This is a genomic window from Jeongeupia sp. USM3, assembly GCF_001808185.1.
Classification (GTDB): Bacteria; Pseudomonadota; Gammaproteobacteria; order Burkholderiales; family Chitinibacteraceae; genus Jeongeupia.
This window is the reverse complement of sequence record NZ_CP017668.1, coordinates 2,662,639-2,685,777: the sequence shown is the minus strand read 5'-3', so window position 1 is coordinate 2,685,777 and position 23,139 is coordinate 2,662,639. Positions and strand designations below refer to the sequence as shown.

The following is a 23,139-nucleotide window of genomic DNA, read 5'->3' as shown; positions in this document are numbered from 1 at the left end:
GAGTCGAAGCCCCTAGGCGCCCACGGCCTTGAGCTTGGCGCGGGCTTGCGCATTCGGCCACTGCCGGATCAGCCGCGGCGACCCGTCCGGCGCCAGATACAGCCGTGCCGCGTCGACCTTCGCCGACTGCAGTTCGACAACCCAGCCGCCAAACCATGCCCAGCGCGCCGAACCGGGCTTGAGCCGGTAGTCGCCGAGCCAGTTCTCGTTATTGGCGACCAACTGCCAGCGTACGCTGCCATCGGCATTGCGCAGCACCAGCCAGCTGTTGGCCTCGCCGTCGCGGCGCGCATACTGCTCGAGCTGCCATTCGGACCAGCCGGTGCTCACGACCGCATCCGGCGCCCGCTTCGGTGCCGTCGACTGGAAACGCGGCGACAGCAAGTCGGTAAAGTGCGGGTAGTAGTCGAGTCCGTCCTGGCGCGAATGGAACGGCGAAACGCCCCAGCGCGGCGCCACCCAGTAGACCAACAGCACGAGCGCAAGCACCAGCCACACCGCACGGACCTTGGCTCGATGCCGGGGTGGAATCACCGGCAGCCGGGCAAGCAATTCCAGCGGGCTCGGCACATGGCGACGATGGACATCCTGTCCTTCCGGCTGCTCATTCGAGTACATAAAAACCCCTACGTCCATCGTCGATGCTGCCAATGTAGTCGAATCGCCTGCGCGGCCCAAGGGCTTCCAATGCCGGATGCATGACTGCGCAACACAAGAAAAAACCCGCCGGGCTTGCGCCACGGCGGGTTTCGGACGGAGCGGGCTGGATCAGCCGGCCTTGGCGCCGTTCAGGCTGGCGACGGCAAGGTCTTCGCCGCGAGCCAGAGCCAGCAGCGTCACGCCTTCCGGCAGCACGATGTCGGCCAAGTGGGCGATGGTGTTGCCAACGGCCATCTTCGACAGGTCCACATTGAGGAATTCCGGGATCTTGTCGGCGAGGCAGCGAACCTTCACATCGTTCAGGATGTAACGGATCGAACCGCCTTGCAGCTTCACGCCTTCGCAGGTGTCGGCACCGATGAAGTGCAGCGGGACGCGCACTTCAACGGTGGTGCCGGCTTCAACGCGCTGGAAATCCACGTGCAGCACTTGCTGCTTGAACGGGTGGTAGTTCACCGAGCGCAGCAGCACCTGTTCGGTCTTGCCGTCCACCGCGAGCTTGATCAGCGCGGTGTGGAAGGCCTCTTCCTGCAGCGTGTAGTACATGCTGTTGTGATCGAGTTCGATCGCCAGCGGGGCAGCGCTGCCACCGTAGACGATGCCCGGCAGTTTGCCAGTCTTGCGCAGGCGGCGGCTCGCACCGGTACCCTGTGCAGCACGGGCTGCAGCTTGAATTTCGTAAGTCATGGTTTGCTCCATAGCATTAAAAGCAACAGCCTCCCGCGACCAGGAAGGCTGCCGATTCCGGGGAATCCTCCCCTGAATTAGTCAACGAACAGCGACGACACCGACTCTTCGTTGTTGATGCGGCGCATCGTTTCGGCCAGCAGGCCGGCGATCGACACGCAGCGGATGCGGCCCGACAGCTCGGCGGCGTCGGACAGCGGAATGGTGTCGGTGACGACGACTTCGTCGAGATCCGACTGCACGATGCGCTCGACCGCGGCACCCGAGAACACCGGGTGCGTCGCGTACGCCAGCACGCGCTTGGCGCCATGTGCCTTCAGCGCCGCAGCGGCCTTGCACAGGGTGTTGGCGGTGTCGATCATATCGTCGACGATCAGGCAGGTCCGGTCCTTCACATCACCGATGATGTGCATCACTTCGGCGACGTTGGCTTTCGGACGGCGTTTGTCGATGATCGCCATGTCGGTACCGAGCTGCTTGGCCATCGCGCGGGCGCGCAGCACGCCGCCGACGTCCGGCGACACGACCATCAGGTTCTCGTAGTTCTGCGCGCGGATGTCGGCGAACAGCACCGGTGTCGAATAGATGTTGTCGACCGGAATGTCGAAGAAGCCCTGAATCTGGTCGGCGTGGACATCGACGGTCAGCAAGCGGTCGACACCGGCGGCCTGCAGCATGTTGGCGACGACCTTGGCCGAAATCGGCACGCGCGCCGAACGCGGGCGGCGGTCCTGGCGGGCGTAGCCGAAGTAGGGAATGGCGGCGGTGATCCGGCCGGCCGAGGCGCGCTTGAGCGCGTCGACGATCAGGATCAGCTCCATGATGTTGTCGTTGGTCGGCACACAGGTCGACTGCAGGACGAAAACGTCGCGACCGCGGACGTTTTCCAGCAATTCGACGGTGACCTCACCATCGGAGAAACGGCCGACGGTTGCCCGGCCCAGCGAGATGTCGAGATGATTGACAACGCGATCGGCAAGCTTGGGGTTAGCGTTGCCGGTGAAGACCATGAGGCTGTCGTAAGCCATTTTCAAACCCTAGAAAAACGAAAAGCGTGTAACCCGGGTTACACGCTTCTCTTTTCGAATTTGGCAGGGGAAGAAGGATTCGAACCTTCGCATGTCGGAATCAAAATCCGATGCCTTAACCAACTTGGCGACTCCCCTAGCGGCACTTGCCGATCATCCGGCAAATTCTTTCAACGGATGCCGATCTGCTGCTTTCGCAACCCATCCGGTCATATCCCGAGGAAGCTGCGATATTACTTCATTCGCGCCGGCTTGTGAAGCGAAATGTGCAAACACACAGCTTCCGGAACCGGTCATCCTTGCCGGTGAAAACCGGCTCAGCCAGGCGACGTACTGCCCGACCAGAGGATGCTTCCTGACAGCCACCGCCTGCAAATCGTTGCGGGTAGTTGCTGTGTTGAGGTCGCGCATATTAAGCGTCTGCGTATCACGCGTCAAGCCGGGGTCGCAAAAAATTTCCGGCGTCGGCACATGGACCGGCGGCTGCAGGATGACGAAATGGCCTTCGGCGCCCGGTACTGCGGTCATTTTCTCGCCAATGCCCTCGACGAAGGCCGTTTCGCCGAACACGAAGAACGGCACGTCGGCGCCGAGCGACGCGCCGAGCCGCATCAGCCGTTCGCGGCCCAGATCGAGCGACCAGAGCCGGTTCAGCGCCAGCAACACCGTCGCAGCATCCGAGCTGCCGCCGCCGACACCGCCGCCCATCGGCAGGTGCTTGTCGATCGCGATGTCGACACCGAGACGGCAGCCGGTTTCGTGCTGCAGCAGCCGTGCGGCACGCACCGTCAGGTCGGCCTCGGCCGGCACGCCGGGCAAGGGGTCGACGCGGACGACCTCGCCGTCGTCGCGCACGCGCAACCGGATCGTGTCGGCCAGGTCGACCAGCTGGAACACCGACTGCAGCAGGTGGTAGCCGTCGCTGCGTCGGCCGATGACGTGCAGGAACAGGTTGAGCTTGGCCGGTGCCGGAAAGGCGCGCCAGCCGGCCGGGTCGGCCGGGAAGTCGTTCAGGGTTGCCATTCGGAGATCGCGATGCGCAGGTCAAGGTCGGGGCGGGTCAGATGGAGCCGGCGCGGCAGCGGCTGGCCGGCGCCGCGCGCGCGCCAGTCGGACAGCTCGATCCGCCAGCCGGCCTGTTCGATGGTCCGGACGCCGTCGGTGTTGCGGATGCTCGCCGGACTCGCCGGATCGGCCTCGCCCTTGAGCCAGTACGCCAGACCGTTGACCGGCACCGTCCACCCCAACCCGTCCTGCAGCAACTGGTCGGCGTCGGCGGCGCTCAGCGCCCGGCCGTCGGCGGCACGGTAGCGGGCGCCGTTCGGGCCCAGCGTCAGCTGCGCCAGCGTCTGCCCGAGTGGGTTGTTCAGGTCCAGCCTGCTTTCGGCGCCGTGCCAGGTCCAGACGAAATTGGCGTAGTCGTTGCCCTGCGGCCGCTTGATGCTGACGCGGCCGAGCGCGACGAGTTCGCCCGGCGCGGGCGGCGGCGTGGCGCAACCGGCAAGCAGCGCGCCGGCCGCGAGCAGCACGGCAATCCGGCGCATCACTTCGCGCCCAGCCGCTGGACCGTCTCGCGCAGGATTTCGCTCTTCGGATCAAGCCGCGCGGCGGTATCGAACAGCGCCTGCGCCGCGCTCTTGTCACCCTGTTGCCAGAGCACCTCGCCAAGATGCGTGCCGATTTCCGGATCGGGCATCCTCGCGTAGGCCTTCTCGAGCAGCGCGCGCGCCTCGGCAAGCTTGCCCTGGCGATAACGGAGCCAGCCCAGGCTGTCGAGGACGGTCGGGTTGTCGGGCTCCTTGGCGATCGCCGCGTCGAGCAGTTGCTGTGCCTCGGCGAGCCTTGCCGTATCCGCCGGCGTCGAGCGGTTGGCGAGCGAATAGCCGAGCGCATTCTGGCCGATTGCGCTGTCGGGCTCGAGCGCCAGATAACGGCGCAGTTCGGCCTCCGCCTCGGCGTAGTTGCCGAGCAGGTCGGCGAACAGCGACCGGTCGTAGATCAGGTCGGCGTTGCCCGGGAAGCGCTTGAGCCCGTCGCTCAGCACGTCGTAGCCCCGACGGTACTGGCCGGCCTCGCGCCAGATCGTCGCCTCCAGCTGGAGCTTTTCGACCTTCGCTTCGTCGGTCGGCGCCGGAATCGCCTTGAGCTGTGCCTGTGCGCCGTCGATATCGCCAAGCCGCGCCAGCACGCGCACCAGACGCTTGTCGGCCGACGGCTTGAATTCGCCGTCGACGCCGTCGTACCAGTCGCGCGCTTCGGCAAAACGGTAGCGTTCCTCGGCGATCTGGCCGAGGTAGTAACGCAGGTTGCCGGTCTGCTGCGGCGCGAGTTCGGTCGCCCGGCTCAGCCGCTTTTCGGCGGTGCCGAGATCGTGCAGTTGCAGCGCGACAAGGCCGCTGCCGGTCAGCGCCTCGAGGTTGTTCGGCTGCAGCGCGAGCATCTCGTCGTAGACCTTGAGCGCGCCGGCGAGCTGCCCGGCTTCGACGTATTCGCGCGCCAGCGCCGAGCGCAGCGCCATCGACTTGGGCAGCTTGCCCTCGGCCGATTTCAGGTAGTCGATGCGCGCCTGCGGCGTCGACGACTTGCCCATCAGCTGGGCGCGGTACAGGATCGCCGGCTCCCAGTCCGGCTTGATCCGGTTCGCCTCGCCAAGCTCCTTGAGCGCATCATCGATGCGGCCGACGTTGGCGAGCGCGACCGCGCGGGCGAAGCGCGCCTCGGCGAGCTGCGGGTACGGCGTGGTCAGTTCCTCGGTGAGCCTGAGCGCGGCCTCGCGGTCGGTGTTCTTGTCCCAGAGCATGTGCATCTGCAGGAAGAACGGCGCGATTTCCTGCGGCTGCGCCGCCAGCAACGCCTGGATGTGCGGCTTGGCCTCGTCGAGCCGGTTGGCGCGGATCAGCAGGCTGAGCATCACCTGCCGTGCTGCGATCGATTCGGGTACCGCGTCGATCCAGCGCTGCGCGTCGTCGCGCGCCATCGACAGCTGACCGCTGCCGATCGCGATTTCGGTCGCCCGGCGCGCGACGCGCGGATCGCGGGTCTTCTGCGCTAGGTCGTGCCAGGTCTGCGCAGCCAGTTGCGGCCGGTCGCGCTGCAATGCGATGTCGCCGACGAGAAAGCGCAGCAGCAGCTCGTCGGTCAGCGGCTGGCTCGGCAGCCTGTCGTCGGGAATGACGTCGTCGTCGAGACCGGCGTCGGCCGCCGGTTCGCTGGCGGTGGCACCGGGCGCCGGTGCGGAGCCCATCGACGCGCAGGCGGACAGGCCGAATGCCAGCAGGAGCGCCAGCAGCAAGCGCGTGGGACGGATGACGGGCGAATGGGTCATAACGACGGCTTGGCCTGTTTTGTGTTAGACAGCCTGATCTTAATGAATCGGCGTGACGGCGTCCAAACGCCGCCACGCTTTACCCAGTAAAGACCATGCCCGAACTTCCCGAAGTCGAAACGACACGACGCGGCGTCGCGCCCTACCTCGACGGCGCCGTCGTGCGCGAGCTGATCGTCCGCGACGCGCGGCTACGCTGGCCGGTCCCGCCCGAGATGCCCGCCCTGCTCGCCGGCCAGCCGGTCCGCGAGGTCCGGCGCCGGGCCAAGTACCTGCTGATCGGTTTCGATGCCGGCACGGTCATCATCCACCTCGGCATGAGCGGCAGCCTGCGGGTGCTGACCGAAGCCTTCCCGCCCGAAAAACACGACCACTTCGATCTGGTGCTCGAGTCGGGCGTGCGGCTGCGCTACCGCGACCCGCGCCGTTTCGGCGCGCTGCTGTGGGCCGACGGCGACGGCAGCGAGCACCCGCTGATCGCCGCGCTCGGCCCCGAGCCGCTGTCGGACGCATTCGATGCCGCCCACCTTGCCGCGGCGCTGGCGCGCACGCGTCGCGCGGTCAAGCTGGTGATCATGGACAACCACGTCGTCGTCGGTGTCGGCAACATCTACGCGTCCGAGTCGCTGTTTCGCGCCGGCGTCCATCCGGAGCGGCCAGCCGACGCGATCACGGCCGCCGAGACGGCAAAGCTGGCCGATGCGATCAGGGCGACGCTGGCCGACGCGATCACCGCCGGCGGCAGCACCCTGCGCGACTTCGTCGACTCCGAGGGCAAGCCCGGCTATTTCCAGCTCAATGCCTTCGTCTATGGCCGGAATGACACACCCTGCCGCGTTTGCGGCACGCTCATCCGGCAAATCCGTATCGGCCAGCGGACAACTTACTACTGCCCCCATTGCCAGCGTTGACAAGGGGACAGGCCCGGGTCATAACAGCGGCAATATTTACAATGCCGTGAGCGCCATGAGCACCGACTACCTGCATCGCGACGATATCGCCGTCAACGACCCGACCGACGCGGGCGACCGCCTCGTCGGCGATTTCCAGGCCTACAGTCAGTGGCGCGCGACGCTGACCCAGTCAGTCACCCGGCTGTCGCGCTGGCTCACCGAGCAGGATCTCGACGACGCGCAGACGCAGCTGCGCATCAACGCGCTGCAGACCAAGCTCAAGGACGACAAGCTCAACATCGCCTTCGTTGCCGAGTTCTCGCGCGGCAAGTCCGAGCTGATCAACGCGATCTTCTTCGCCCACTACGGCAAGCGCGTGCTGCCCTCGAGCGCCGGCCGGACGACGATGTGCCCGACCGAGCTGCTCTACGACGCCGGCGAGCTCCCGGCGATCAAGCTGCTGCCGATCGAGACCCGCGCGCAAAACGTCACCACCAGCGAATACCGCCGCTATCCGGAAGAATGGACGACGATCGCGCTCGATCTCGACAGTCCGGACCAGTTGCTGGCGGCATTCCGCCGCGTCGGCGAAACCCGCCGGGTGCCGCTTGCCGAGGCGCAACGCTACGGCCTCTACGACGCCAGCGATGCCGACCAGCAACTGATCGTCGGCAGCGACGGCACGATCGAGATCCCGTGCTGGCGCCACGCGGTCATCAACTTCCCGCATCCGCTGCTCGAACAGGGTCTGGTGATCCTCGACACGCCGGGGCTGAACGCGATCGGTACCGAACCGGAACTGACGCTGAACCTGCTGCCGAACGCGCATGCGATCCTGTTCATCCTCGCCGCCGAGACCGGCGTCACCAAGAGCGACATCGACGTCTGGCGCAACCACATCGGCAAGGGCAACGGCCGCGGCCGGCTGGTCGTGCTCAACAAGATCGACACCTTGTGGGACGAGCTGAAGTCACCGGCCGAGACCGATGCCGAACTCGCCCGCCAGGTCGACAGCACCGCGCAGCTGCTCGGCGTCTCGACGCGCCAGGTCTACCCGGTATCGGCGCAGAAGGCCCTGGTCGCCAAGGTGCAGGACAACGGCGCGCTGCTCGAACGCACGCGGCTGACCGCGCTGGAAACGGCGCTGTCCGAGGAGCTGCTGCCGGCCAAGCTCGACATCGTCCGCGACGCGACGGTGACCGAGGTCGAGGACATCGTGATGGCGACGCGCGGCATCCTGTCGGCGCGGCGTGACGGCGTGACCGAGCAGCTGTTCGAGCTGACCGGGCTGCGCGGCAAGAACCAGGACGTCGTCGCGCAGATGATGGACAAGGTCCAGGCCGACAAGAAGGAGTTCGAGCAGGGGCTGGTGCGCTTCCAGGCGCTGCGCTCGATCTTCTCGCAGCAGCAGAACCAGTTGCTGACGCTGCTCGGGATGGACGCGCTGAAGGCGCAGATCGCCGGCATCCGCGCCGAGATGGAACGCAGCCTGTTCTCGTTCGGCGAATCCGGCCTGCGTTCGATCATGGACCGCTTCTTCAAGGACGTGAACGACAACATCAGCAAGGCCGCCGAACAGGTCGCCGAGGTGCAGGCGATGATGGCGGCGATGTACAGGAAGTTCAGCGAGGAGCACGGCCTTGGCCAGGTCACGCCGCCGCCGTTCTCGACGCTGAAGTACCACAAGGAGCTGGCACGGCTGGAGAAGTCGTTCCGCGAACACTTCAACACCGTCGGCCGGCTGCTGACGACCAGCCAGGGCCGACTGACGCACAAGTTCTTCGAAACCGTCGCCAGCCGCGTCGTCTACGTGTTCGAGGTCGCCAACCGCGACGTCGAGCACTGGCTCAAGGCGGTGATGGCGCCGATGGAAACGCAGGTCAAGGAGCACCAGCTGCAGCTGCGCCGCCGGCTCGAGAGCATCAAGCGCATCCACAAGGCGACCGACACGCTCGAAGGCCGGATCGAGGAGCTCGAGGACATCGACCGCCAGCTCGCGCAGCAGCTCGCCGAACTGAACGAGCGCCAGCGTGCGGTGTTCGCCGTGCTCAACGCCGGCATGAGCCGCGAGGCCGCCTGAACCGGCGCCGGGCTTGATCCGCCACAAGAAGCCGCGCCGCCGCGCGGCTTTTTATTTGGGTCCGGCGGTCGGCAGCGCTAACATCACCGGCATTGCCCACGGAGGAAGCCCATGTCCGCACCCGATCAAATCCAGCTCGAAATCTGCGCCGGCTCGGTCTATTCGGCGCTGGCCGCGCAGGAAGGCGGCGCCGCGCGCGTCGAGTTCTGCGACAACCTGCTCGAAGGCGGCACCACGCCGTCGCACGGCGCGATCGCGGTCGCGCGCGACCGGCTGTGGATCACGCTCAACGTCATCATCCGCCCGCGCGGCGGCGACTTCCTCTACGACGAGATCGAATTCGAGGTGATGAAGCGCGACATCCTCGCGTGCAGGAAGATCGGCGTCGACGGCGTCGTGATCGGCCTGCTGACCGCCGACGGCGACGTCGATGTCGCCCGGACGCGCGAGCTGGTCGAGCTCGCCGCGCCGATGCAGGTGAGCTTCCACCGAGCCTTCGACGTCGCCCGCGACCCGCTCAAGGCGCTCGAGGACGTGATCGCCACCGGCTGCAACCGGCTGCTGACCAGCGGCCAGGCGCCAAGCGCGCTCGAAGGCGCGGCGATGCTCAAGCAGCTGAACGAGATCGCCGGCGACCGGCTGATCGTGATGCCCGGCGCCGGCGTACGCGGCCACAACATCGCCGAGCTGGTCCGGTCGACCGGCTGCCGCGAGTACCACAGCTCGGGCCGCGCGCCGCGCGACAGCGCGATGCGCTACCGCAACGCCGTGGTCAAGATGGGCGCACCGGGGCAGGACGAATACGCGATCGTCGACACCGACGCCGCACTGGTCCGCGAGCTGGTCGCCAACGCCCGCGGCGCACTTGCACCGTAAAAATCTGCCCGTGAGCTGTCACGAGCGCCCCTCAGCGGGGTGAGGCGCAGGAACCGGACCTGCATCCGGTAAACGAAGGCTCCGGTCACGGCAGTTCCTGGTGAGCAAGGCGAGCCCTGGAACGCCGCGATGCAGGGCTCGGTGCATGCGCCCCGGCCAGGAGCGCACGATCGTCGGCAGATTCTCACAGGCTGATGCGCTGGCCGGTCTTGCTGCTGGCGATGCCGGCCTCGATCACCCGCATCACCGCCACGGCGTCGGACGGCATCACCGGGTTCGGGCCGATGCCGAGCAGCGCATCGCGGATGCCGGCGTAGTAGGCGATGTATTCGCCGCGCGGCAGGTCGATATGCTGCTTGCGCGGCTCGCCGTCGGCCTCGGTATACAGCGTCATCTGCCGGGCATCGAAGGCCCAGGCCGGATGCCCCGGCCGCATGCCGGCCTTCAGCTGTTCGGCCTGGCTGTCGACGCCGTCGACGACCAGACTGCCGCCGCTGCCGTGCACCAGGAAACGGTGGCCGCCGCCGACGACCAGATTGCTCGCGCCGAGCACGACGCGCAGGTCGCGGTAGCCGAGCACGACGTGCACGTCGTCGTCGGACAGCGCGCCGTCGCGCCGCAGCGCCAGATCGGCCCAGACGGTCTGCGGCACGCCGAACAGCTGCAGCGCCTGATCGACGAGATGCGGGCCGAAGTCGTACCACAGCCCGGCACCGGGTTGCGCGGCCTCGCGCCAGCGCTGCCGGACTTCGGGACGGAAGCGGTCGACCCGGCTTTCGAACTGCCGGACCGCACCGATCCGCCCGGCGGCAATCGCCGCACGGATGGCAATGAAATCGGCGTGCCAGCGTGCATTGTGGAACACCGACAGCAGCCGGCCGCTCTGTGCGGCCAGTGCCGCCAGCGCCTCGGCCTCGGCGAACGTCAGCGTGAACGGCTTGTCGACGACGACATTGCGGCCCGCAAGCAGCGCCGCGCGGGCCAGCGCTGCGTGGCTGTCGTTCGGCGTCGCGATCACGACCAGATCGAGGTCGCGCCGGGCGATCAGCGCCTCGGCATCGGGCTCGACCTCGACATCGGGCCAGTCGGCGCCGACCGCCAGCGGCCGGCTCGAGCCGATCGCCGCGAGCTTCAATCCCGGCGTCGCGGCAATCAGCGGCGCATGGAAGGTCTTGCCGGCATTCCCGTAGCCGATCAGACCCACCTGTAGTTGTTTCTTCACCGTACTGCTCCCTTTCAACCGCCCCTTTCTACGCCGCCTTGCCGCCGCTGTCGCTCGGGCCTTACCCTAGCTGCAACGCCACGGAACGGTTCATGGACATCCAGCTTCATTCTCGTATCGCGTCGCTCGACGACGCACGCTGGAACACGCTGGCCGGCAGCCAGACGGTGCTGCAGCACGCCTTCCTCGACGCGCTCGAACAGAGCGGCTGCGTGAGCGCGCAGACCGGCTGGCAACCGTGCCATCTGGCGCTGGACGGCCTGACCGCGGCGGTGCCGCTCTACCTGAAGGCGCACTCGTACGGCGAGTACGTGTTCGACTGGTCGTGGGCACGCGCCTACGCGCAGCATGGCCTCGACTACTATCCGAAGCTCGTCGCCGCCGTACCGTTCACGCCGGTGCCGGGCACGAGGCTGCTGGCGGCGGACGACGCGCAGCGCTTGCAACTGGCGCACGGACTGCAGGCCGCGGCCGAATCGCTCGACGCCGGTTCGGCCCACGTGCTGTTCCACAGCGACGACGACGCGACGGCACTCGAGGCCGCCGGCTTCTTCCTGCGCCGGCAGATCCAGTTCCACTGGCAGCGGCAGCCGGACTGGCGCGATTTCGACGACTTCCTCGACGCGCTGCCGCGCGACAAGCGCAAGAAGATCCGCCAGGAGCGGCGCAAGGTCGCCGGCCTCGACATCGTCCGCAAGCGCGGCGCTGCGATCACCGCCGACGACTGGCGCTTCTTCGCCGCCTGCTACGCCAACACCTACGACGAACACCGCAGCAGCCCCTACCTGACCCTCGATTTCTTCATGCGGCTCTGGCACGCGCTGCCGGACGCCTGCCTGCTGGTGCTCGCCTGCCGCAACGGCCGGCCCATCGCCGCCGCGCTCGACCTTGTCGACGACGACCGGCTCTACGGCCGCTACTGGGGTGCGCAGTGGGACGACGCCGGCTTCGTCCCGGCGCTGCACTTCGAGCTGTGCTACTACCAGGGCATCGAGTTCGCGCTCGAATCCGGGCTCTCGGTCTTCGAAGGCGGCGCCCAGGGCGAACACAAGATCGCCCGCGGTTTCCGGCCGGTAATGACGCGATCGGCACACTGGTTGCGGCACCCTGGCTTCCACCAGGCGATCGCCCAAGCCGTCCGTCAGGAAGGCCGGCAGATCGACGGCATGATGCAGACACTGGCCGCTTCGCTTACACGACGCAATGCCGACGCCACGCCCGACTGAAACCCGCCAGATCGGCCGGATTTTTGCTGCCTAGCTTATCCATCAGTATTTTCCAGAAGTTCAGCCGCTTATCAGGATAAGGACATCCCTGCATGCCGGCCCGCTGGCTCACCGCTCATAACTGACCTACACAGAAAAACACAGGTCAGACTTGTGCGTTGAAATTCACCGGAGTTACGCCATGAAACTTCCTTTCCTTCTTCCAAAACGGCAACGCGGCGCCACGGCGATCGAATACGCGCTGCTGGCGGCACTGATCGCGCTGGTGCTGGCCGCCGGCGCAACGGCCTTGGGAACCGATCTCTCCGCGATGTTCACCTTCATCGGCACCAAACTGCCGGCAGCTTGAGGCACCGTCCCCATGCAGCGGCAGACAGGCAAGCGCATGGCCGGTGCTGCGGCGGTCGAATTCGCACTGACCTTGCCGCTGCTGCTGCTGCTCGCCTACGGGATGATCGCCTACGCGCTGCTTTTCCTGTTGCAGCAGCAGCTCTCGCTGGCCGCGGCCGAAGGCGCCCGGGTGGCGATGCGCTACTACCCGGACGAGCCCGCACGCGCAGCCGCCTCCAGAATGGCCGCCAGGCAGGCAGTGAGCCTCGTCAATTTGACCGACGACCAGATCGTCGTGGTCCGGCGCCAAGACAACAAATGCGTGCCATCTCGGCCGTCGATCAGTTGTTACGACGTCACAATCACCTACGGCTACGCGGCAAACCCGCTGCTGCCGGCGATCGCACTGCCTGGGCTGGCACTGTTGCCCTACCCGCCCAGCGTCGGCAGTCACGCATCCGCTCAAGTCGACCAATCAGCCCTTTGAAGAGGCCGCCATGTCGATCCGATTGAAACGCACGGCCTACGGCCTCGGTGCCGCCGGTATCGCCCTGCTCGCCTTCGCCCTTGGCGCACGCTGGGCCGCCGCCGTCCGGCCGGCGCCGGGTGCTGCACAGGCCCGGTACGCGGTCGTCAAGGCCACCGCCAACCTGGCGCCGGGACAACCGGTGGCCGCCGCGCAATTGCAGCCCGTCCAGCAGGCGGCTGCCGTTCCCGGCGCCATCGGCACCACCACCGCAGCGGTCGGGCGGTTGCCGGCACGACCGATTCCGGCCGGCAGCGTGCTGACCGAGGCCGACTTCAGCACTCCCGGTTTCTCCGAAATGCTGCACGCCGACGAACGCGCGGTGGCGCTGGCAATCGACGAGGTCAAGGCAGTCGGCAACCGGCTGCAGCCGGGAGACCGCGTCGACGTCTACCTGTCGCTGCGCCGCGATGACCAGGAGATCCTCCAGAGCGAAGCGGTCGCGCTGCTGCCGGACGTCCGCGTGCTCGCCTTCGGCAGCAGGAGCGTCGGCAGCAAGGAGGCACAACCGCTACCGGCCGGCGGCGACAATGCGGACAAGGCCCGCTCCGCCGTGCTCGCCGTTCCCGCCGGCCGCGTCGCCGATCTCGTGCTTGCCCAGCAGAGCGGCCAGCTCACGCTGGCGCTGCGCGCGCCCGGTGCGCAAGGCACTGCCGCAACCGGCCGCAGCGTTGCCGACCTCACCGGCAAGCCGGGCAGGCAGGTGATCGCGCACGCCGCTCCACCCGCCGCGCCGCAGGTCGCCACCGCGGCCGCTCGCACCACCTCGCCGCAGCCCGCGAGCGAACCCCGAGACTCAGCCGTGGAGGTGCTCCGTGGCAAAGGCAGCCAGTAAGCTCCTCCCGGCCTTGGCGCTTGCCGCTGCGCTGCTCTGTGCACCGGCCGGCGCCGAGACGCTCAGGGTCCAGGTCGGCGACATGCAGGTCGTCCCGGTCCGGAAGCTGGTCCGGGTCGCCGTGGCCGACCCGGCCATCGCCGACGTCCAGGTCCCCAAGCAGCGTGACGCGCTGCTGGTCGACGGGCGCAAACCGGGGTCGACGACCCTGCTGCTCTGGGTGCAGGGTCAGGCCGAACCCAAGCGGATCACCATCGAGGTCCGGCCGCGGCAGCATGCCGACACGGCCCCCGGCGTCGACTGGTCGAGCAGCGGCAGTCGGCAGATCCTCAACGGCGAGGTCGCCGACGTGGCCCGGCACGCACAGTACGTCGGAGGGCTCGGCAAGGACGTCGACGACCGCAGCGTGCTGTCGTCCGGCGGCGCCGTGCAGGTCGACATCCGCGTGGTCGAGTTCTCCCGCAGCACGATGGCCTCGGTCGGGCTGAACCTGAGCGTGTTCAAGCGCGACGGTTCGTTCTCGTTCGCGTCGCTGGTTCCCGGTGCAACCGACCTGTCCAACCCGATCGGCTCGGCGTTCAACCTGCTCGCCCGCCGGGTCACGTCGACCTGGGACATCGCCGGTGCGCTGAGCCTGCTCGAGTCGAACGGCTATGTGCAGGTGCTCGCCGAACCGAGCCTCGTGGCGCTGTCCGGGCAGACGGCCACCTTTCTGGCCGGCGGCGAGTTGCCGATCCCGGTCGCGCAGACGCTCGGCACCGTTTCGATCGAGTGGAAGAAGTTCGGCATCGGCCTGGCGATCTCGCCGACGATCATCAACAAGCAGCGCATTGCGCTCAAGGTGGCGCCGGAGGCGAGCGAGCTCGATTACAACCGCGCGATCCTGCTCAACGGCACCGCCGTGCCGTCGGTGGTCACCCGGCGCGCCGATACCACGGTCGAACTCGGCGATGGCGAGAGCTTCGTCATCGGCGGGCTCGTTTCGCGCAACCTGCGCAAGAACATCGACAAGGTGCCGGGCCTCGGCGACCTGCCGATTCTCGGCGCCTTCTTCAAGCGCATCGAAGACCAGCGCGAGGATCGCGAGCTGATGATCATCGTCACGCCGCACCTCGTCTCGCCGCTCGCGCGCAACGCCAGGACACCCGGCTTGCCCGGCGAAGGCAGCGGCATCAACGAATCGGCTTGGAAGCTCTGGCTGCTCGGCCTGGGCAAGGACAGCCAGATCACGGGGTTCTCGCAATGAACATCGCCGACAAATCCGTGCTGATGCAGGCGTCGAACGGCTCCCGCACCTTCCTGCTGCACTCCGCCGACGCGCTGCTGGCCGACCGGCTCGACCGGGCGCTGGCCTCGCTCGGCGTGGTGATCTCGCGCGCCGGCGACGTCGCCGACCTGATCCGCGAAGTCGGCCTGCTCGGTCCCGACGCGGTGCTGCTGGCCTTCGACACGCCCGATCAGCAGATCGCGCACCACGCCGCCAAGCAGCTGGCCGAGCTGTACCCGTCGCTGGCACTCATCGGCGTCGGCAACCCGACCGAATCGGCAATGCACGCGGCGCTCAAGGCCGGCGTTGCCGAGTTCATCGACATCGGCAACCTCGCCGAGGCCGCGACGATCGCCAGCGACACGCTGAACAACTACGACGGCCAGTCGCGCCAGACCGGCTGCCCGATGATCGCGCTGGTCGGAGCCCGCCAGGGCATGGGCACCAGCAGCATCAGCGCCGAACTGGCGCTGCGCATCAAGGCCCACCTCGGCGACCAGGAAGTGCTGCTGATGGATTGCGGCGCGCCGGTGCGCGACTGCAGCCTGTATCTCGGCGTCGAGCCCGATCTGGACATGCTCGGCGCGATCCAGAACATCGCGCGCTTCGACCAGGTGATGATGAAAACGGCGTTTGCCCGCCACGAGCGCAATCTGGCGATCCTGCCGCTGCCGGCACAGGCGCTGGACCGGGCCGACATTGCCACGACCGAAGCGCTGCGCCTGTTCCGCATCCTGCGCTCGTACTTCAAGGCGGTGGTCGTCGATCTCGGTTGCGCACCGGACCCGCAGCTCGCCCAGCACCTGATCCGCAACGCCAGCCTGGTGCTGCTGGTCTGCGAGCAGGGCATCAGCGGGCTCAAGACCAGCCTCGAATACCTCGGCCAGCTCGAATCCGGCGGCATCGGCACCGGCGGCTGGCGCGCGGTCATCAATCGCCACGTCGACGAACGCACGGTCAGCGCAGCCCACCTGGCGCACCGGCTCGGCCTGCCGATCGCCGCCACGCTGCCCTACGATGCGGTCGCGCTCAACGATGCCCAGAGCCTGGGCAAACCGTTGCCGGCGCAGAACCGCTGGGCGCGCGCGGTCGATGCGTTGGCGCTGAAGCTGCTCGACGAAATCGGCCTCAAGCCGGTCAACCCGCAGCCGGACAAGCTGGCCCATCGCCTGTCCCGGCTCTTCGTCCGCAGTGACGCATCATGAGCGGCGCGAGCGGCTTTGTCGGCAGCCCCGAGTTCGAGCGCATCCAGCGCGCGGCGCACGACTACCTGATCGACCGGATCACCGAACTCGGCGGCAACTTCAGCGAATGGCCGCGCGACCGGCTGGCCCGTGTCGTCCGGCACGAGGTCAGCGTGTTCGTCACCGCACGCCAGATCGCGATCAACGAACGCGAAATCGGCGCCATTGCCGACGCGCTGCTCAAGGAGCTGGTCGGCTACGGCCCGATCGAAGACCTGCTGAACGAGGAAGCCGTCGAGGACATCCTGATCAACGGGCCGCACCAGGTCATCGTCTCCCGCCGCGGCGTGCTGACGCACGAGCCCACGCGCTTTCGCGACAACGATCACCTGATCGGCTTTCTGCGCCGCCTGCTCGCCCCGCTCGGGCGCCGGCTCGACGAATCGAGCCCGATGGTCGACGCGCGGCTGCCCGACGGCGGCCGGCTCAACGCCATCATTCCGCCGCTGGCCGTCGACGGCGTCACCGTTTCGATCCGCAAGTTCCACAGCGGCTTCTATACCGGCGAGCGCATGCTGGCCATCGGCGCGCTGTCGCCGCAACTGCTCGATTTCCTCACCTTCGCCGTCCGCCAGCGCTGCAACCTGCTGGTGATCGGCGGCACCAGCAGCGGCAAGACGTCGATGCTCAATGTACTGTCGAACTACATTCCGGCCGGCGAGCGCGTGATCACGATCGAGGACACGGCCGAGCTCGACCTGCAGCATCCGCACGTCGTCAAGCTCGAGAGCCGCCCGGGCGGCTACGAGGGCGCGGGGCAGATCACCATCCGCGACCTTGTCCGCAACAGCCTGCGCATGCGTCCGGACCGCATCGTCGTCGGCGAGGTCCGCGGCGCCGAGGTGCTGGAAATGCTCCAGGCGATGAGCACCGGCCACGACGGCTCGATGGGAACGCTGCACGCCAGCTCGCCGCTCGATGCGCTGTACCGGCTGGAAATGCTGGCCGGTTTCGCCGGTTTTGCCGGCAGCGACCTGAGCCTGCGGCGCCAGGTGGCCAGCGCCGTCGACCTGATCGTCCAGGTCGGGCGGCTGAACGACGGCAGCCGGCGCGTGCTCGGCATCACCGAAGTGCTCGGCATGGACGACGACATGGTCGGCATGCAGGAGCTGTTCCGGTTCTGCCCGAATCCGGCGCCGCACTGGGAACGCACCGCAGCCCCGGTACGGAATGCCAAGCTCGCCGACTGGGTGCCGGAGCACGATCATGCTTAGCCTGCTGGTCCTGCTCGGGCTGGCATGCCTGATCGCCGCCGCCGGCTGTCTGGTCAGCCACCGCCGCCGGACCCGGCTCGCCGAACTGCGGCTCGCCCGGCAGGGCCATGCCGAGCCGAACTTCGAGCCGGAGGCCGGCAGGCAGCGGCGCTGGCAGATGTGGCTGCAGGCCAGACGTGCCGAACTCCCCGCCTACTGGGGGTACTGGCTGTTGCTGCCGTGCATGCTGGCGATGGCAGCCCAACTGAGCTGGAAGGGGGCAAGCGGCCTCGTCGTCCTGGTACTGGGGTTTGCCGTGCTCGTCGCTGCGCAGAACTTCCGCATTGACGCACAGCGGCAGCGCGCGCTGCGGCAACTGCCGTCCTTCCTCGAGGGGCTGGCAAGGCTGGCGTCGATCGGCCAGAGCCTGCCGCAGGCCTTCGGCAAGCTGGCCGCGGAAACGCCGTCCCCGCTCGGCGAAATGGTCGTACGGGCGCAGAACATGCATGCCTCGGGCATGGAGCTCGACGCCGCACTGCATCAGAACGCCACGCTCTACAAGATTCCCGAATTCAACCTGCTGGCCGCGGCGATGCGTGTCGCGCTGCGCTATGGCGGCCAGCCGGAGAAGCTGGTCAACCGGATCGCCCTCGTGCTGCAGGCCCGCCACGCCTCGCATCAGGAGCTGATGGCGCTGACGGCGGAGGTCCGGCTGTCCGCCTGGGTACTCGGCGGCCTGCCGGCGGTGCTCGGCATCGCGATGACCCTGCTCAACCGGCAGTACATGGCCGTGCTGTTCCGCGAACCGGTCGGCCAGAAGATGCTGATCGCCGTCATCGTCATGCAGCTCGTCGGCGGCTTCTTGCTGTACCGGCTGGCCAAGCGCGTCTAGGGGACGACATGATCAAGCTGCTGATGCTCATCGGGACGGGCCTGATGCTGACGGCCGGCAGCCTGGCCGCGCTCGCGCTGTTGCGCAACCGCCAGACCGAGCGGCAGCTGTTCCGGCGCCTGCCCGTCGTCGCGGCGCAGGCCGCCCCGGCAGCTCCGGGCTCGCGTCTGGCCGCGTTTGCGCAGCGGCTGATCCACGACCCGCAGGCCCTGCGCCACACCCACCCGACGCGCCGGCTGCTGGCGTCGGCCGGCTATGGCCACGAGCACCACCACTACCAGTACATGCTGCTGCGCATCGCCCTGCCGCTGTGCCTGGCGGTCGCCGCGCTGCTCCTGCCCGGCATCCCCGCCAGGCTCCGCTTGCTGTCGATGCTGATCGCGCTGATCGTCGGGCTGCTGCTGCCCGAGCGCGTGCTGCGCTGGCGGGCCGCGGCCCGGGCCGCATCGGCCGGCAAGGAGCTGCTGCTGTTCATCGACCTGCTGCGCATGCTGCAGGGGGCGGGGATGAGTGTCGGCCAGGCGCTGCTTGTCGCCGCCGAAGAGTTCGCCTCGGTCCTGCCGGTGCTGGCGCCGGAACTGGTGCTGGCCAACCAGCGCTACCAGGGCGGGCGGAACCGGCGCGAGTCGCTAGAGCCGCTGGCCGAACTGTTCAATTCGGCCGACTTCTCGGCGCTCGCGCAACTGATGGACAGGCTGGAACGCTATGGCGGTGCCGCCGAAGAGCCGCTGGCCAAGTTCGGCGAGCGCCTGCTCGAACAGCAGCGGCTGGGGCTGAAGACCGTCATCGGCCAGCTGTCGGTCAAGATGACCGGCGTGATGGTGCTGTTCATGCTGCCCGCGCTGTTCATCCTGCTGGCGGGCCCCGGCTTCATTTCGCTGCTCGCCACCCTGCAACACGCCGGAGGCCGATGATGAAACCCGTCCTGACCGCAATCGCCGTTCCGGCCCTGCTGTGCGCCTGTGCGCAGAACCCGGCCCAGATCGCCCAGGCGCAGCAGGACGCGCTCGCCGCCAGGGCCAGCATTGCCGAACCGCCGGCCAAGGCCGCCGACGCCCAGGGGGCCTACCAGGCGCTGATCGCGTCGATGCTCGATCAGGGCACCTACTATGCGGCACTGTCGCATCTGGACGCCTTCGAAGCCAGGTATGGCAGTTCGCCGCAGAGCCAGTTGATGCGCGCCCGGGCCGAACGCGCGACCGGCAAGCTGGAACCGGCCCGGCAACGCTATCTCGCACTGCTCGCCGGACCGCAGCGCGCGGCCGCCGAGCATGGGCTGGCGCTGGTCTACGCCAGCGAGCGCGATAGCGGCAGCGCCAGCCGCTACCTGCGCGACGCCACTCGCGATGCACCGACCAACCCGGCGGTGTGGAACGACCTCGGCTACCTGCTGCTGCTGCGTGGCGAATGGACCGAAGCCGGCCAGGCACTGGCGCGAGCCGTCGAGCTGGCGCCAAACGAGCCGCGCTTTCGCGCCAACCTCGCGCTGTACCGGCAGCTCAGCAGCGGCGCGGCCGACCCGGCGATTCCCGATGAAGTCGCACGGCGGATCAATGCCGACGCCCGGCAATGGCTGCAGCCGGCCGAACTGCAACTGGCGCAGACACTCGCCGGCACACCCGATCGCTGACCGTGGAGAAGCTCATGAAACCCTGGCTTTTGCTGCTCGCGCTCGCCGGACCGGCCCATGCCGCCGACACCGCCCCGGCCGGATCGCCGGACACGCCCGTCACGACAACCTACCGGGTCGGCGATGCCACCCGCGCGTGGTTCGCACTGCAGGTCAGCGGCGCCGCAGCGTCACCGCTGCCGGCGCGCTCGGAGCAGGCGGTACGCGCCTACCAGCGCTACCAGAAGAGCTTCGACACGCCGATGCCGACGGTGGACGTCAATTCGGTGCGGACCAGCGGGATGAAATGAGATGAAACGCCAGCACGGCGGGATGGCGCTGGCCGTCGGGGCGACGCTGCTGCTCGGCGTCGTGCTGCTCGGCGTGCTCGACGCGGGCCGGCTGTATGTCGAGCGGCGCGAGCTGCAGAAGATCGCCGACTTTGCCGCGCTGGCCGCCGCGCAATCGCTCTACTTCAACCCCAAGGCGGCGGCGGACCAGAGCGCCGCGGCCAACGGCGCGGGTACGGCAAGCGTCCAGTGCTTTACCGGCCACTGGCAGCCTGCATCGCCGAAAACGCTGTCGAACGAGGCCGCCTGCGGCACGGTGCCGGCCGGCAGCGGCGCCAATGCCGTCCGGATCCAGGTCGATCAGCCCACGTTCCAGCTGTTCTTCCTGCCGGGCAATCAGGCGGTCTCGGCGCAGGCGATCGCGATGCCGACACAGAGCTACGCGTCGTTTTCGCTCGGCAGTGCGCTGCTCGAAGTCGATACCGGCAACGCGGCGCTGGCCGACCTGAACAACGTGCTCAAGGGGCTTGGCGTCAACGTGCCGCTGACCTTGGCCGACAACAGTGCGCTGCTCGCATCGCGGATCACCGTCGGCGAACTGATGGCCCAGCTCGGCGCGGCCAGCATGGATGCGCTGCTCGATACCACGGTCACCTACGAGCAGTACCGCGTTGCCACCGTCAATGCGCTGCAGGCGCGGGGCGACAGCGCCGCCGCCGTTGCGGCCGGGAAGCTGCTGTCGACGACGGTCGCCAACGCACCGGTCCGGATCGGCGAGAACGGCGCCTTCGCCGGCATCCTGAAGCTGGCACTCGTCGATGCACCGAGCGGCCTTGCCACCGAGCTGTCGGCCGGCGACCTGCTGATGTCGGGCCTGCAGCTCGCCAACAAGAACAGCGCCGTCAACCTGGGGCTGAACCTCGGCCTTGGTGCACTCGGGCTGGCCGAAATCAGCGCCACGCTGGTCAAACCGGCGGTGTACGCCGCCGGGCGACCGGGGAAGAAGGCCGACAACACGTGGTATACCGAGGCTCACGGCAATCAGTCGTCGATCCACCTGGCGGCGGTGCAACTGCCGCTTTTGCCGCCGGCACTCACGGTCGGCGTACAGGTAGCACCGGCCCGGGCGGCGCTTTCCAAGGTCAGTTGCGATGGTGATCAGACCAAGGTCGAGATCGAGGTATCAAAGGCCGCGGCCTGCATCAGCACCTCGCTGCTGGGGATTCCGTTGATACCCTGCCTCCCGGTCGCCCCCGGGGTGCAGCCCATTGCATTCACCGTCGACGCGGACGGCTCGGTCCAGGCCCCCAACCCGGTCAAGGTCGGCAGCAGCCAGACGCTGCTGGGGATTCCGCTCTTGGGCATCGACACGCTGGTGCTCGGCCTGCTGAAAGGCCTCGGCGTCAACGTCGGCACCGCGCAGGTCAAGCTGATTTCCGCCCGCTGCCAGAGCGCCGGCGCGGCGCTGGCGTACTGACTCAGGCCTCGTGCATCAGCGCCTTGCGCATCCGCCGCAGGCCAAGTGCAACCAGCAGCGCGACGACCGGAATCGCGATCCCGGTCGCCAGCTCCGGGTTGACGTAGACGCCGGCGGACTTGAGCCCCTTGGCCGCGTAGCCGACCAGGCCGACCGTGTAATAGGTGATCGCCGCAACCGACAGCCCCTCGACGGTTTCCTGCAGCCGCAGTTGCAGATGGGCACGCTTGTCCATCGACTCGAGCAGCGCCTGGTTCTGCTTTTCGTGGGTGATGTCGACGCGGGTACGCAGCAACGACGACGCCCGCGCGACCCGCGCCGCCAGTACGCGCTGGCGCCGGGCGACCGATTCGCACGTTTCCATCGCCGGGCCGAGCCGGCGCTCGACGAATTCGTGGAAGGGCTGGACGCCCTGGATGCGCAGCTCGCGCAGTTCGCCGACGCGGCGGCGCACCAGCTCGTGGTAGGCATGCGCGGCCGAGAAGCGGTAGTCGGTCAGCGACAGCGCGCTTTCGATCCGTGCGGCGAGCTTGGTCAGCCGGTCGAGCAGCGCCGGCTCGTCGTCCTGCCGCGCGCTCGACATCGCCGTGGTCAGCTCGGCGAGTTCGCGGTCGGCGTCGGTCAGTTCGGGCGAAATGCTCTTGGCCACCGGCAGCGCCAGGAAGGCGAGCATCCGGTAGGTGTCGATCTCGAGCAGCCGCTGCAGCATCCGCCCGGCCTGACGCCGGCCCATGCTGTGGTCGATGACGAGGTAGCGCGAAAAGCCGTCGGCGTGGATGCGGAAATCGGTGCACGCGGTGCCGCTGCCTTCGCCGATCCGCGCGCCGATCAGGTCGTTGCCGTCGAAGTAACGCGCACCGATCTCCTCGAGCGGCACCGGCAGTTCGGCCTCGGCGAGCAGTACCGCGTGCGTCGCCAGCAGCACATTGCCCGGCAATTGCGCCAGCCAGTCCGGCGGCAATCGTTCGAGCACGTTGCCGGCGAACGGCACCATGCTTTCACCATGACGCGAGAAGGTGAACGACGAGAATTCGCTGTGCCGTGCCCACTTGAAGCGCAGCGGCCCGAGGTTGACCGAAAAATGCACCTGCCCGGGCTCGGGCGGGGCCGCCCTGAACCAGGCGCACAGCTCGCCGACCAGCCAGCGCTCCTGCTCGGCGCTCACGTTCCGGTTCAGGTAGGCGATGTAGCTGACCTGCCCCGGCGTCGTCGCCGGTTCGAACGGCCGGGCATGGGCCTCGTCATTCAGCAGCCGGCGTTGCGGATATTCGTTGAGCTTGATCTCGGTCGCCGTGGTCATCGTCCGTCTCCGTTCGGTCTACGCGACGATCATAGCGCCGGCTGCGGTCGCCTGGTGCATTGCAGCAAACAGAGATTCCCCTATTGCGCTCGCGGCGCGGCGGCATTCCGCCGCCGCAATGCCAGCCCGAAGTCAGCTCTGGCAAACCGGTCGACAGCCTGACTCAAGCGCCGCCATGG

At 67.9% G+C, this 23,139-nt stretch carries 23 protein-coding genes and 1 tRNA gene; 15 read left to right on the top strand and 9 right to left on the bottom strand.

Going from position 1 to position 23,139, the window contains the following annotated elements; translation table 11 throughout:
* Nucleotides 1-12 precede the first annotated feature (12 nt).
* The 7 genes from BJP62_RS12655 to BJP62_RS12625 all read right to left on the bottom strand — a co-directional run bounded on the left by BJP62_RS12655 (nt 13) and on the right by BJP62_RS12625 (nt 5,700).
* A complete protein-coding gene (locus BJP62_RS12655) occupies nt 13-618 on the bottom strand; it encodes a hypothetical protein (RefSeq protein WP_145927201.1) in 606 nt (201 codons plus the stop codon).
* A gap of 150 nt (nt 619-768) precedes the next feature.
* Complete coding sequence (locus tag BJP62_RS12650; RefSeq protein ID WP_070530091.1) at nt 769-1,347, bottom strand: 50S ribosomal protein L25/general stress protein Ctc; 579 nt, start codon at nt 1,345-1,347, stop codon at nt 769-771.
* 77 nt (nt 1,348-1,424) lie between these two features.
* Entirely contained in the window at nt 1,425-2,375 is a 951-nt protein-coding gene (locus BJP62_RS12645; RefSeq protein ID WP_070530089.1) for a ribose-phosphate pyrophosphokinase, read from the bottom strand.
* 61 nt (nt 2,376-2,436) lie between these two features.
* Nucleotides 2,437-2,513, bottom strand: a tRNA-Gln gene (locus tag BJP62_RS12640).
* Nucleotides 2,514-2,528: 15 nt separating this feature from the next.
* On the bottom strand, nt 2,529-3,398 hold the full coding sequence (gene ispE, locus BJP62_RS12635; protein WP_070530088.1) for a 4-(cytidine 5'-diphospho)-2-C-methyl-D-erythritol kinase: 870 nt from the start codon (nt 3,396-3,398) through the stop codon (nt 2,529-2,531).
* On the bottom strand, nt 3,386-3,919 hold the full coding sequence (gene lolB, locus BJP62_RS12630) for a lipoprotein insertase outer membrane protein LolB (RefSeq protein ID WP_070530086.1): 534 nt from the start codon (nt 3,917-3,919) through the stop codon (nt 3,386-3,388). The genes ispE and lolB overlap by 13 nt, the downstream gene beginning before the upstream one ends.
* Nucleotides 3,919-5,700, bottom strand: a complete 1,782-nt coding sequence (locus tag BJP62_RS12625; RefSeq protein ID WP_070530084.1) for a tetratricopeptide repeat protein — start codon at nt 5,698-5,700, stop codon at nt 3,919-3,921. Before BJP62_RS12625 ends, lolB begins: the two co-directional genes overlap by 1 nt.
* A 95-nt stretch (nt 5,701-5,795) precedes the next feature.
* Between BJP62_RS12625 and mutM the strand changes: the two genes are divergently transcribed.
* The 3 genes from mutM (at nt 5,796) to BJP62_RS12610 (ending at nt 9,549) form a co-directional block, all read left to right on the top strand.
* Nucleotides 5,796-6,611: a bifunctional DNA-formamidopyrimidine glycosylase/DNA-(apurinic or apyrimidinic site) lyase gene (gene mutM, locus BJP62_RS12620; RefSeq protein WP_070530083.1), complete on the top strand. Its 816-nt coding sequence runs from the start codon at nt 5,796-5,798 to the stop codon at nt 6,609-6,611.
* A gap of 55 nt (nt 6,612-6,666) precedes the next feature.
* Nucleotides 6,667-8,673, top strand: a complete 2,007-nt coding sequence (locus tag BJP62_RS12615) for a dynamin family protein (protein ID WP_083300907.1) — start codon at nt 6,667-6,669, stop codon at nt 8,671-8,673.
* Between the two features lie 111 nt (nt 8,674-8,784).
* The gene (locus tag BJP62_RS12610; protein ID WP_070530081.1) at nt 8,785-9,549 is read left to right on the top strand and encodes a copper homeostasis protein CutC; all 765 of its coding nucleotides are present in this window, start codon (nt 8,785-8,787) and stop codon (nt 9,547-9,549) included.
* A 184-nt stretch (nt 9,550-9,733) separates the two neighbouring features.
* Here BJP62_RS12610 and BJP62_RS12605 read toward each other — a convergent pair whose 3' ends face one another.
* Nucleotides 9,734-10,771, bottom strand: a complete 1,038-nt coding sequence (locus BJP62_RS12605) for an oxidoreductase (protein WP_070530079.1) — start codon at nt 10,769-10,771, stop codon at nt 9,734-9,736.
* 92 nt (nt 10,772-10,863) lie between these two features.
* Between BJP62_RS12605 and BJP62_RS12600 the strand changes: the two genes are divergently transcribed.
* The 12 genes from BJP62_RS12600 to BJP62_RS12550 all read left to right on the top strand — a co-directional run bounded on the left by BJP62_RS12600 (nt 10,864) and on the right by BJP62_RS12550 (nt 21,660).
* Nucleotides 10,864-11,997: a GNAT family N-acetyltransferase gene (locus tag BJP62_RS12600; protein ID WP_070530077.1), complete on the top strand. Its 1,134-nt coding sequence runs from the start codon at nt 10,864-10,866 to the stop codon at nt 11,995-11,997.
* 181 nt (nt 11,998-12,178) lie between these two features.
* Nucleotides 12,179-12,346, top strand: coding sequence for a Flp family type IVb pilin (locus BJP62_RS18115; protein WP_083300906.1), 168 nt, complete (start codon nt 12,179-12,181; stop codon nt 12,344-12,346).
* Nucleotides 12,347-12,358: 12 nt separating this feature from the next.
* Nucleotides 12,359-12,814 carry a TadE/TadG family type IV pilus assembly protein gene (locus BJP62_RS12595; protein WP_070530076.1) on the top strand — a complete coding sequence of 152 codons (456 nt, stop codon included), beginning with the start codon at nt 12,359-12,361 and terminating at the stop codon, nt 12,812-12,814.
* Nucleotides 12,815-12,824: 10 nt separating this feature from the next.
* The gene (cpaB, locus tag BJP62_RS12590; RefSeq protein WP_070530074.1) at nt 12,825-13,688 is read left to right on the top strand and encodes a Flp pilus assembly protein CpaB; all 864 of its coding nucleotides are present in this window, start codon (nt 12,825-12,827) and stop codon (nt 13,686-13,688) included.
* A 13-nt stretch (nt 13,689-13,701) separates the two neighbouring features.
* Entirely contained in the window at nt 13,702-14,934 is a 1,233-nt protein-coding gene (locus tag BJP62_RS12585; protein WP_083300905.1) for a type II and III secretion system protein family protein, read from the top strand.
* Entirely contained in the window at nt 14,931-16,160 is a 1,230-nt protein-coding gene (locus BJP62_RS12580) for a hypothetical protein (protein WP_070530071.1), read from the top strand. The genes BJP62_RS12585 and BJP62_RS12580 overlap by 4 nt, the downstream gene beginning before the upstream one ends.
* Nucleotides 16,157-17,413: a CpaF family protein gene (locus tag BJP62_RS12575; RefSeq protein ID WP_070530069.1), complete on the top strand. Its 1,257-nt coding sequence runs from the start codon at nt 16,157-16,159 to the stop codon at nt 17,411-17,413. Before BJP62_RS12580 ends, BJP62_RS12575 begins: the two co-directional genes overlap by 4 nt.
* Nucleotides 17,406-18,284: a type II secretion system F family protein gene (locus tag BJP62_RS12570; RefSeq protein WP_070530068.1), complete on the top strand. Its 879-nt coding sequence runs from the start codon at nt 17,406-17,408 to the stop codon at nt 18,282-18,284. The genes BJP62_RS12575 and BJP62_RS12570 overlap by 8 nt, the downstream gene beginning before the upstream one ends.
* A gap of 8 nt (nt 18,285-18,292) precedes the next feature.
* Nucleotides 18,293-19,198: a type II secretion system F family protein gene (locus BJP62_RS12565; RefSeq protein WP_070530066.1), complete on the top strand. Its 906-nt coding sequence runs from the start codon at nt 18,293-18,295 to the stop codon at nt 19,196-19,198.
* Nucleotides 19,198-19,914: a tetratricopeptide repeat protein gene (locus BJP62_RS12560; protein ID WP_070530065.1), complete on the top strand. Its 717-nt coding sequence runs from the start codon at nt 19,198-19,200 to the stop codon at nt 19,912-19,914. The genes BJP62_RS12565 and BJP62_RS12560 overlap by 1 nt, the downstream gene beginning before the upstream one ends.
* 14 nt (nt 19,915-19,928) lie before the next feature.
* Nucleotides 19,929-20,204, top strand: a complete 276-nt coding sequence (locus BJP62_RS12555; RefSeq protein ID WP_070530063.1) for a DUF3613 domain-containing protein — start codon at nt 19,929-19,931, stop codon at nt 20,202-20,204.
* A gap of 1 nt (nt 20,205) precedes the next feature.
* Nucleotides 20,206-21,660, top strand: coding sequence for a pilus assembly protein TadG-related protein (locus BJP62_RS12550; RefSeq protein ID WP_070530061.1), 1,455 nt, complete (start codon nt 20,206-20,208; stop codon nt 21,658-21,660).
* A gap of 1 nt (nt 21,661) precedes the next feature.
* On the opposite strand, the gene BJP62_RS12545 is transcribed toward BJP62_RS12550, so the two are convergent.
* Nucleotides 21,662-22,960, bottom strand: a complete 1,299-nt coding sequence (locus BJP62_RS12545; RefSeq protein ID WP_070530059.1) for a DUF3422 family protein — start codon at nt 22,958-22,960, stop codon at nt 21,662-21,664.
* Nucleotides 22,961-23,139: the final 179 nt, after the last annotated feature.

Excerpts from the sequence above, each read along its gene's own strand:
- BJP62_RS12655 (WP_145927201.1), bottom strand. The coding sequence starts at position 618 with ATGTACTCGAATGAGCAGCCGGAAGGACAGGATGTCCATCGTCGCCAT.
- BJP62_RS12650 (WP_070530091.1), bottom strand. The coding sequence starts at position 1,347 with ATGACTTACGAAATTCAAGCTGCAGCCCGTGCTGCACAGGGTACCGGT.
- BJP62_RS12645 (WP_070530089.1), bottom strand. The coding sequence starts at position 2,375 with ATGGCTTACGACAGCCTCATGGTCTTCACCGGCAACGCTAACCCCAAG.
- ispE (WP_070530088.1), bottom strand. The coding sequence starts at position 3,398 with ATGGCAACCCTGAACGACTTCCCGGCCGACCCGGCCGGCTGGCGCGCC.
- lolB (WP_070530086.1), bottom strand. The coding sequence starts at position 3,919 with ATGCGCCGGATTGCCGTGCTGCTCGCGGCCGGCGCGCTGCTTGCCGGT.
- BJP62_RS12625 (WP_070530084.1), bottom strand. The coding sequence starts at position 5,700 with ATGACCCATTCGCCCGTCATCCGTCCCACGCGCTTGCTGCTGGCGCTC.
- mutM (WP_070530083.1), top strand. The coding sequence starts at position 5,796 with ATGCCCGAACTTCCCGAAGTCGAAACGACACGACGCGGCGTCGCGCCC.
- BJP62_RS12615 (WP_083300907.1), top strand. The coding sequence starts at position 6,667 with ATGAGCACCGACTACCTGCATCGCGACGATATCGCCGTCAACGACCCG.
- BJP62_RS12610 (WP_070530081.1), top strand. The coding sequence starts at position 8,785 with ATGTCCGCACCCGATCAAATCCAGCTCGAAATCTGCGCCGGCTCGGTC.
- BJP62_RS12600 (WP_070530077.1), top strand. The coding sequence starts at position 10,864 with ATGGACATCCAGCTTCATTCTCGTATCGCGTCGCTCGACGACGCACGC.
- BJP62_RS18115 (WP_083300906.1), top strand. The coding sequence starts at position 12,179 with ATGAAACTTCCTTTCCTTCTTCCAAAACGGCAACGCGGCGCCACGGCG.
- BJP62_RS12595 (WP_070530076.1), top strand. The coding sequence starts at position 12,359 with ATGCAGCGGCAGACAGGCAAGCGCATGGCCGGTGCTGCGGCGGTCGAA.
- cpaB (WP_070530074.1), top strand. The coding sequence starts at position 12,825 with ATGTCGATCCGATTGAAACGCACGGCCTACGGCCTCGGTGCCGCCGGT.
- BJP62_RS12580 (WP_070530071.1), top strand. The coding sequence starts at position 14,931 with ATGAACATCGCCGACAAATCCGTGCTGATGCAGGCGTCGAACGGCTCC.
- BJP62_RS12575 (WP_070530069.1), top strand. The coding sequence starts at position 16,157 with ATGAGCGGCGCGAGCGGCTTTGTCGGCAGCCCCGAGTTCGAGCGCATC.
- BJP62_RS12570 (WP_070530068.1), top strand. The coding sequence starts at position 17,406 with ATGCTTAGCCTGCTGGTCCTGCTCGGGCTGGCATGCCTGATCGCCGCC.
- BJP62_RS12565 (WP_070530066.1), top strand. The coding sequence starts at position 18,293 with ATGATCAAGCTGCTGATGCTCATCGGGACGGGCCTGATGCTGACGGCC.
- BJP62_RS12560 (WP_070530065.1), top strand. The coding sequence starts at position 19,198 with ATGAAACCCGTCCTGACCGCAATCGCCGTTCCGGCCCTGCTGTGCGCC.
- BJP62_RS12555 (WP_070530063.1), top strand. The coding sequence starts at position 19,929 with ATGAAACCCTGGCTTTTGCTGCTCGCGCTCGCCGGACCGGCCCATGCC.
- BJP62_RS12550 (WP_070530061.1), top strand. The coding sequence starts at position 20,206 with ATGAAACGCCAGCACGGCGGGATGGCGCTGGCCGTCGGGGCGACGCTG.
- BJP62_RS12545 (WP_070530059.1), bottom strand. The coding sequence starts at position 22,960 with ATGACCACGGCGACCGAGATCAAGCTCAACGAATATCCGCAACGCCGG.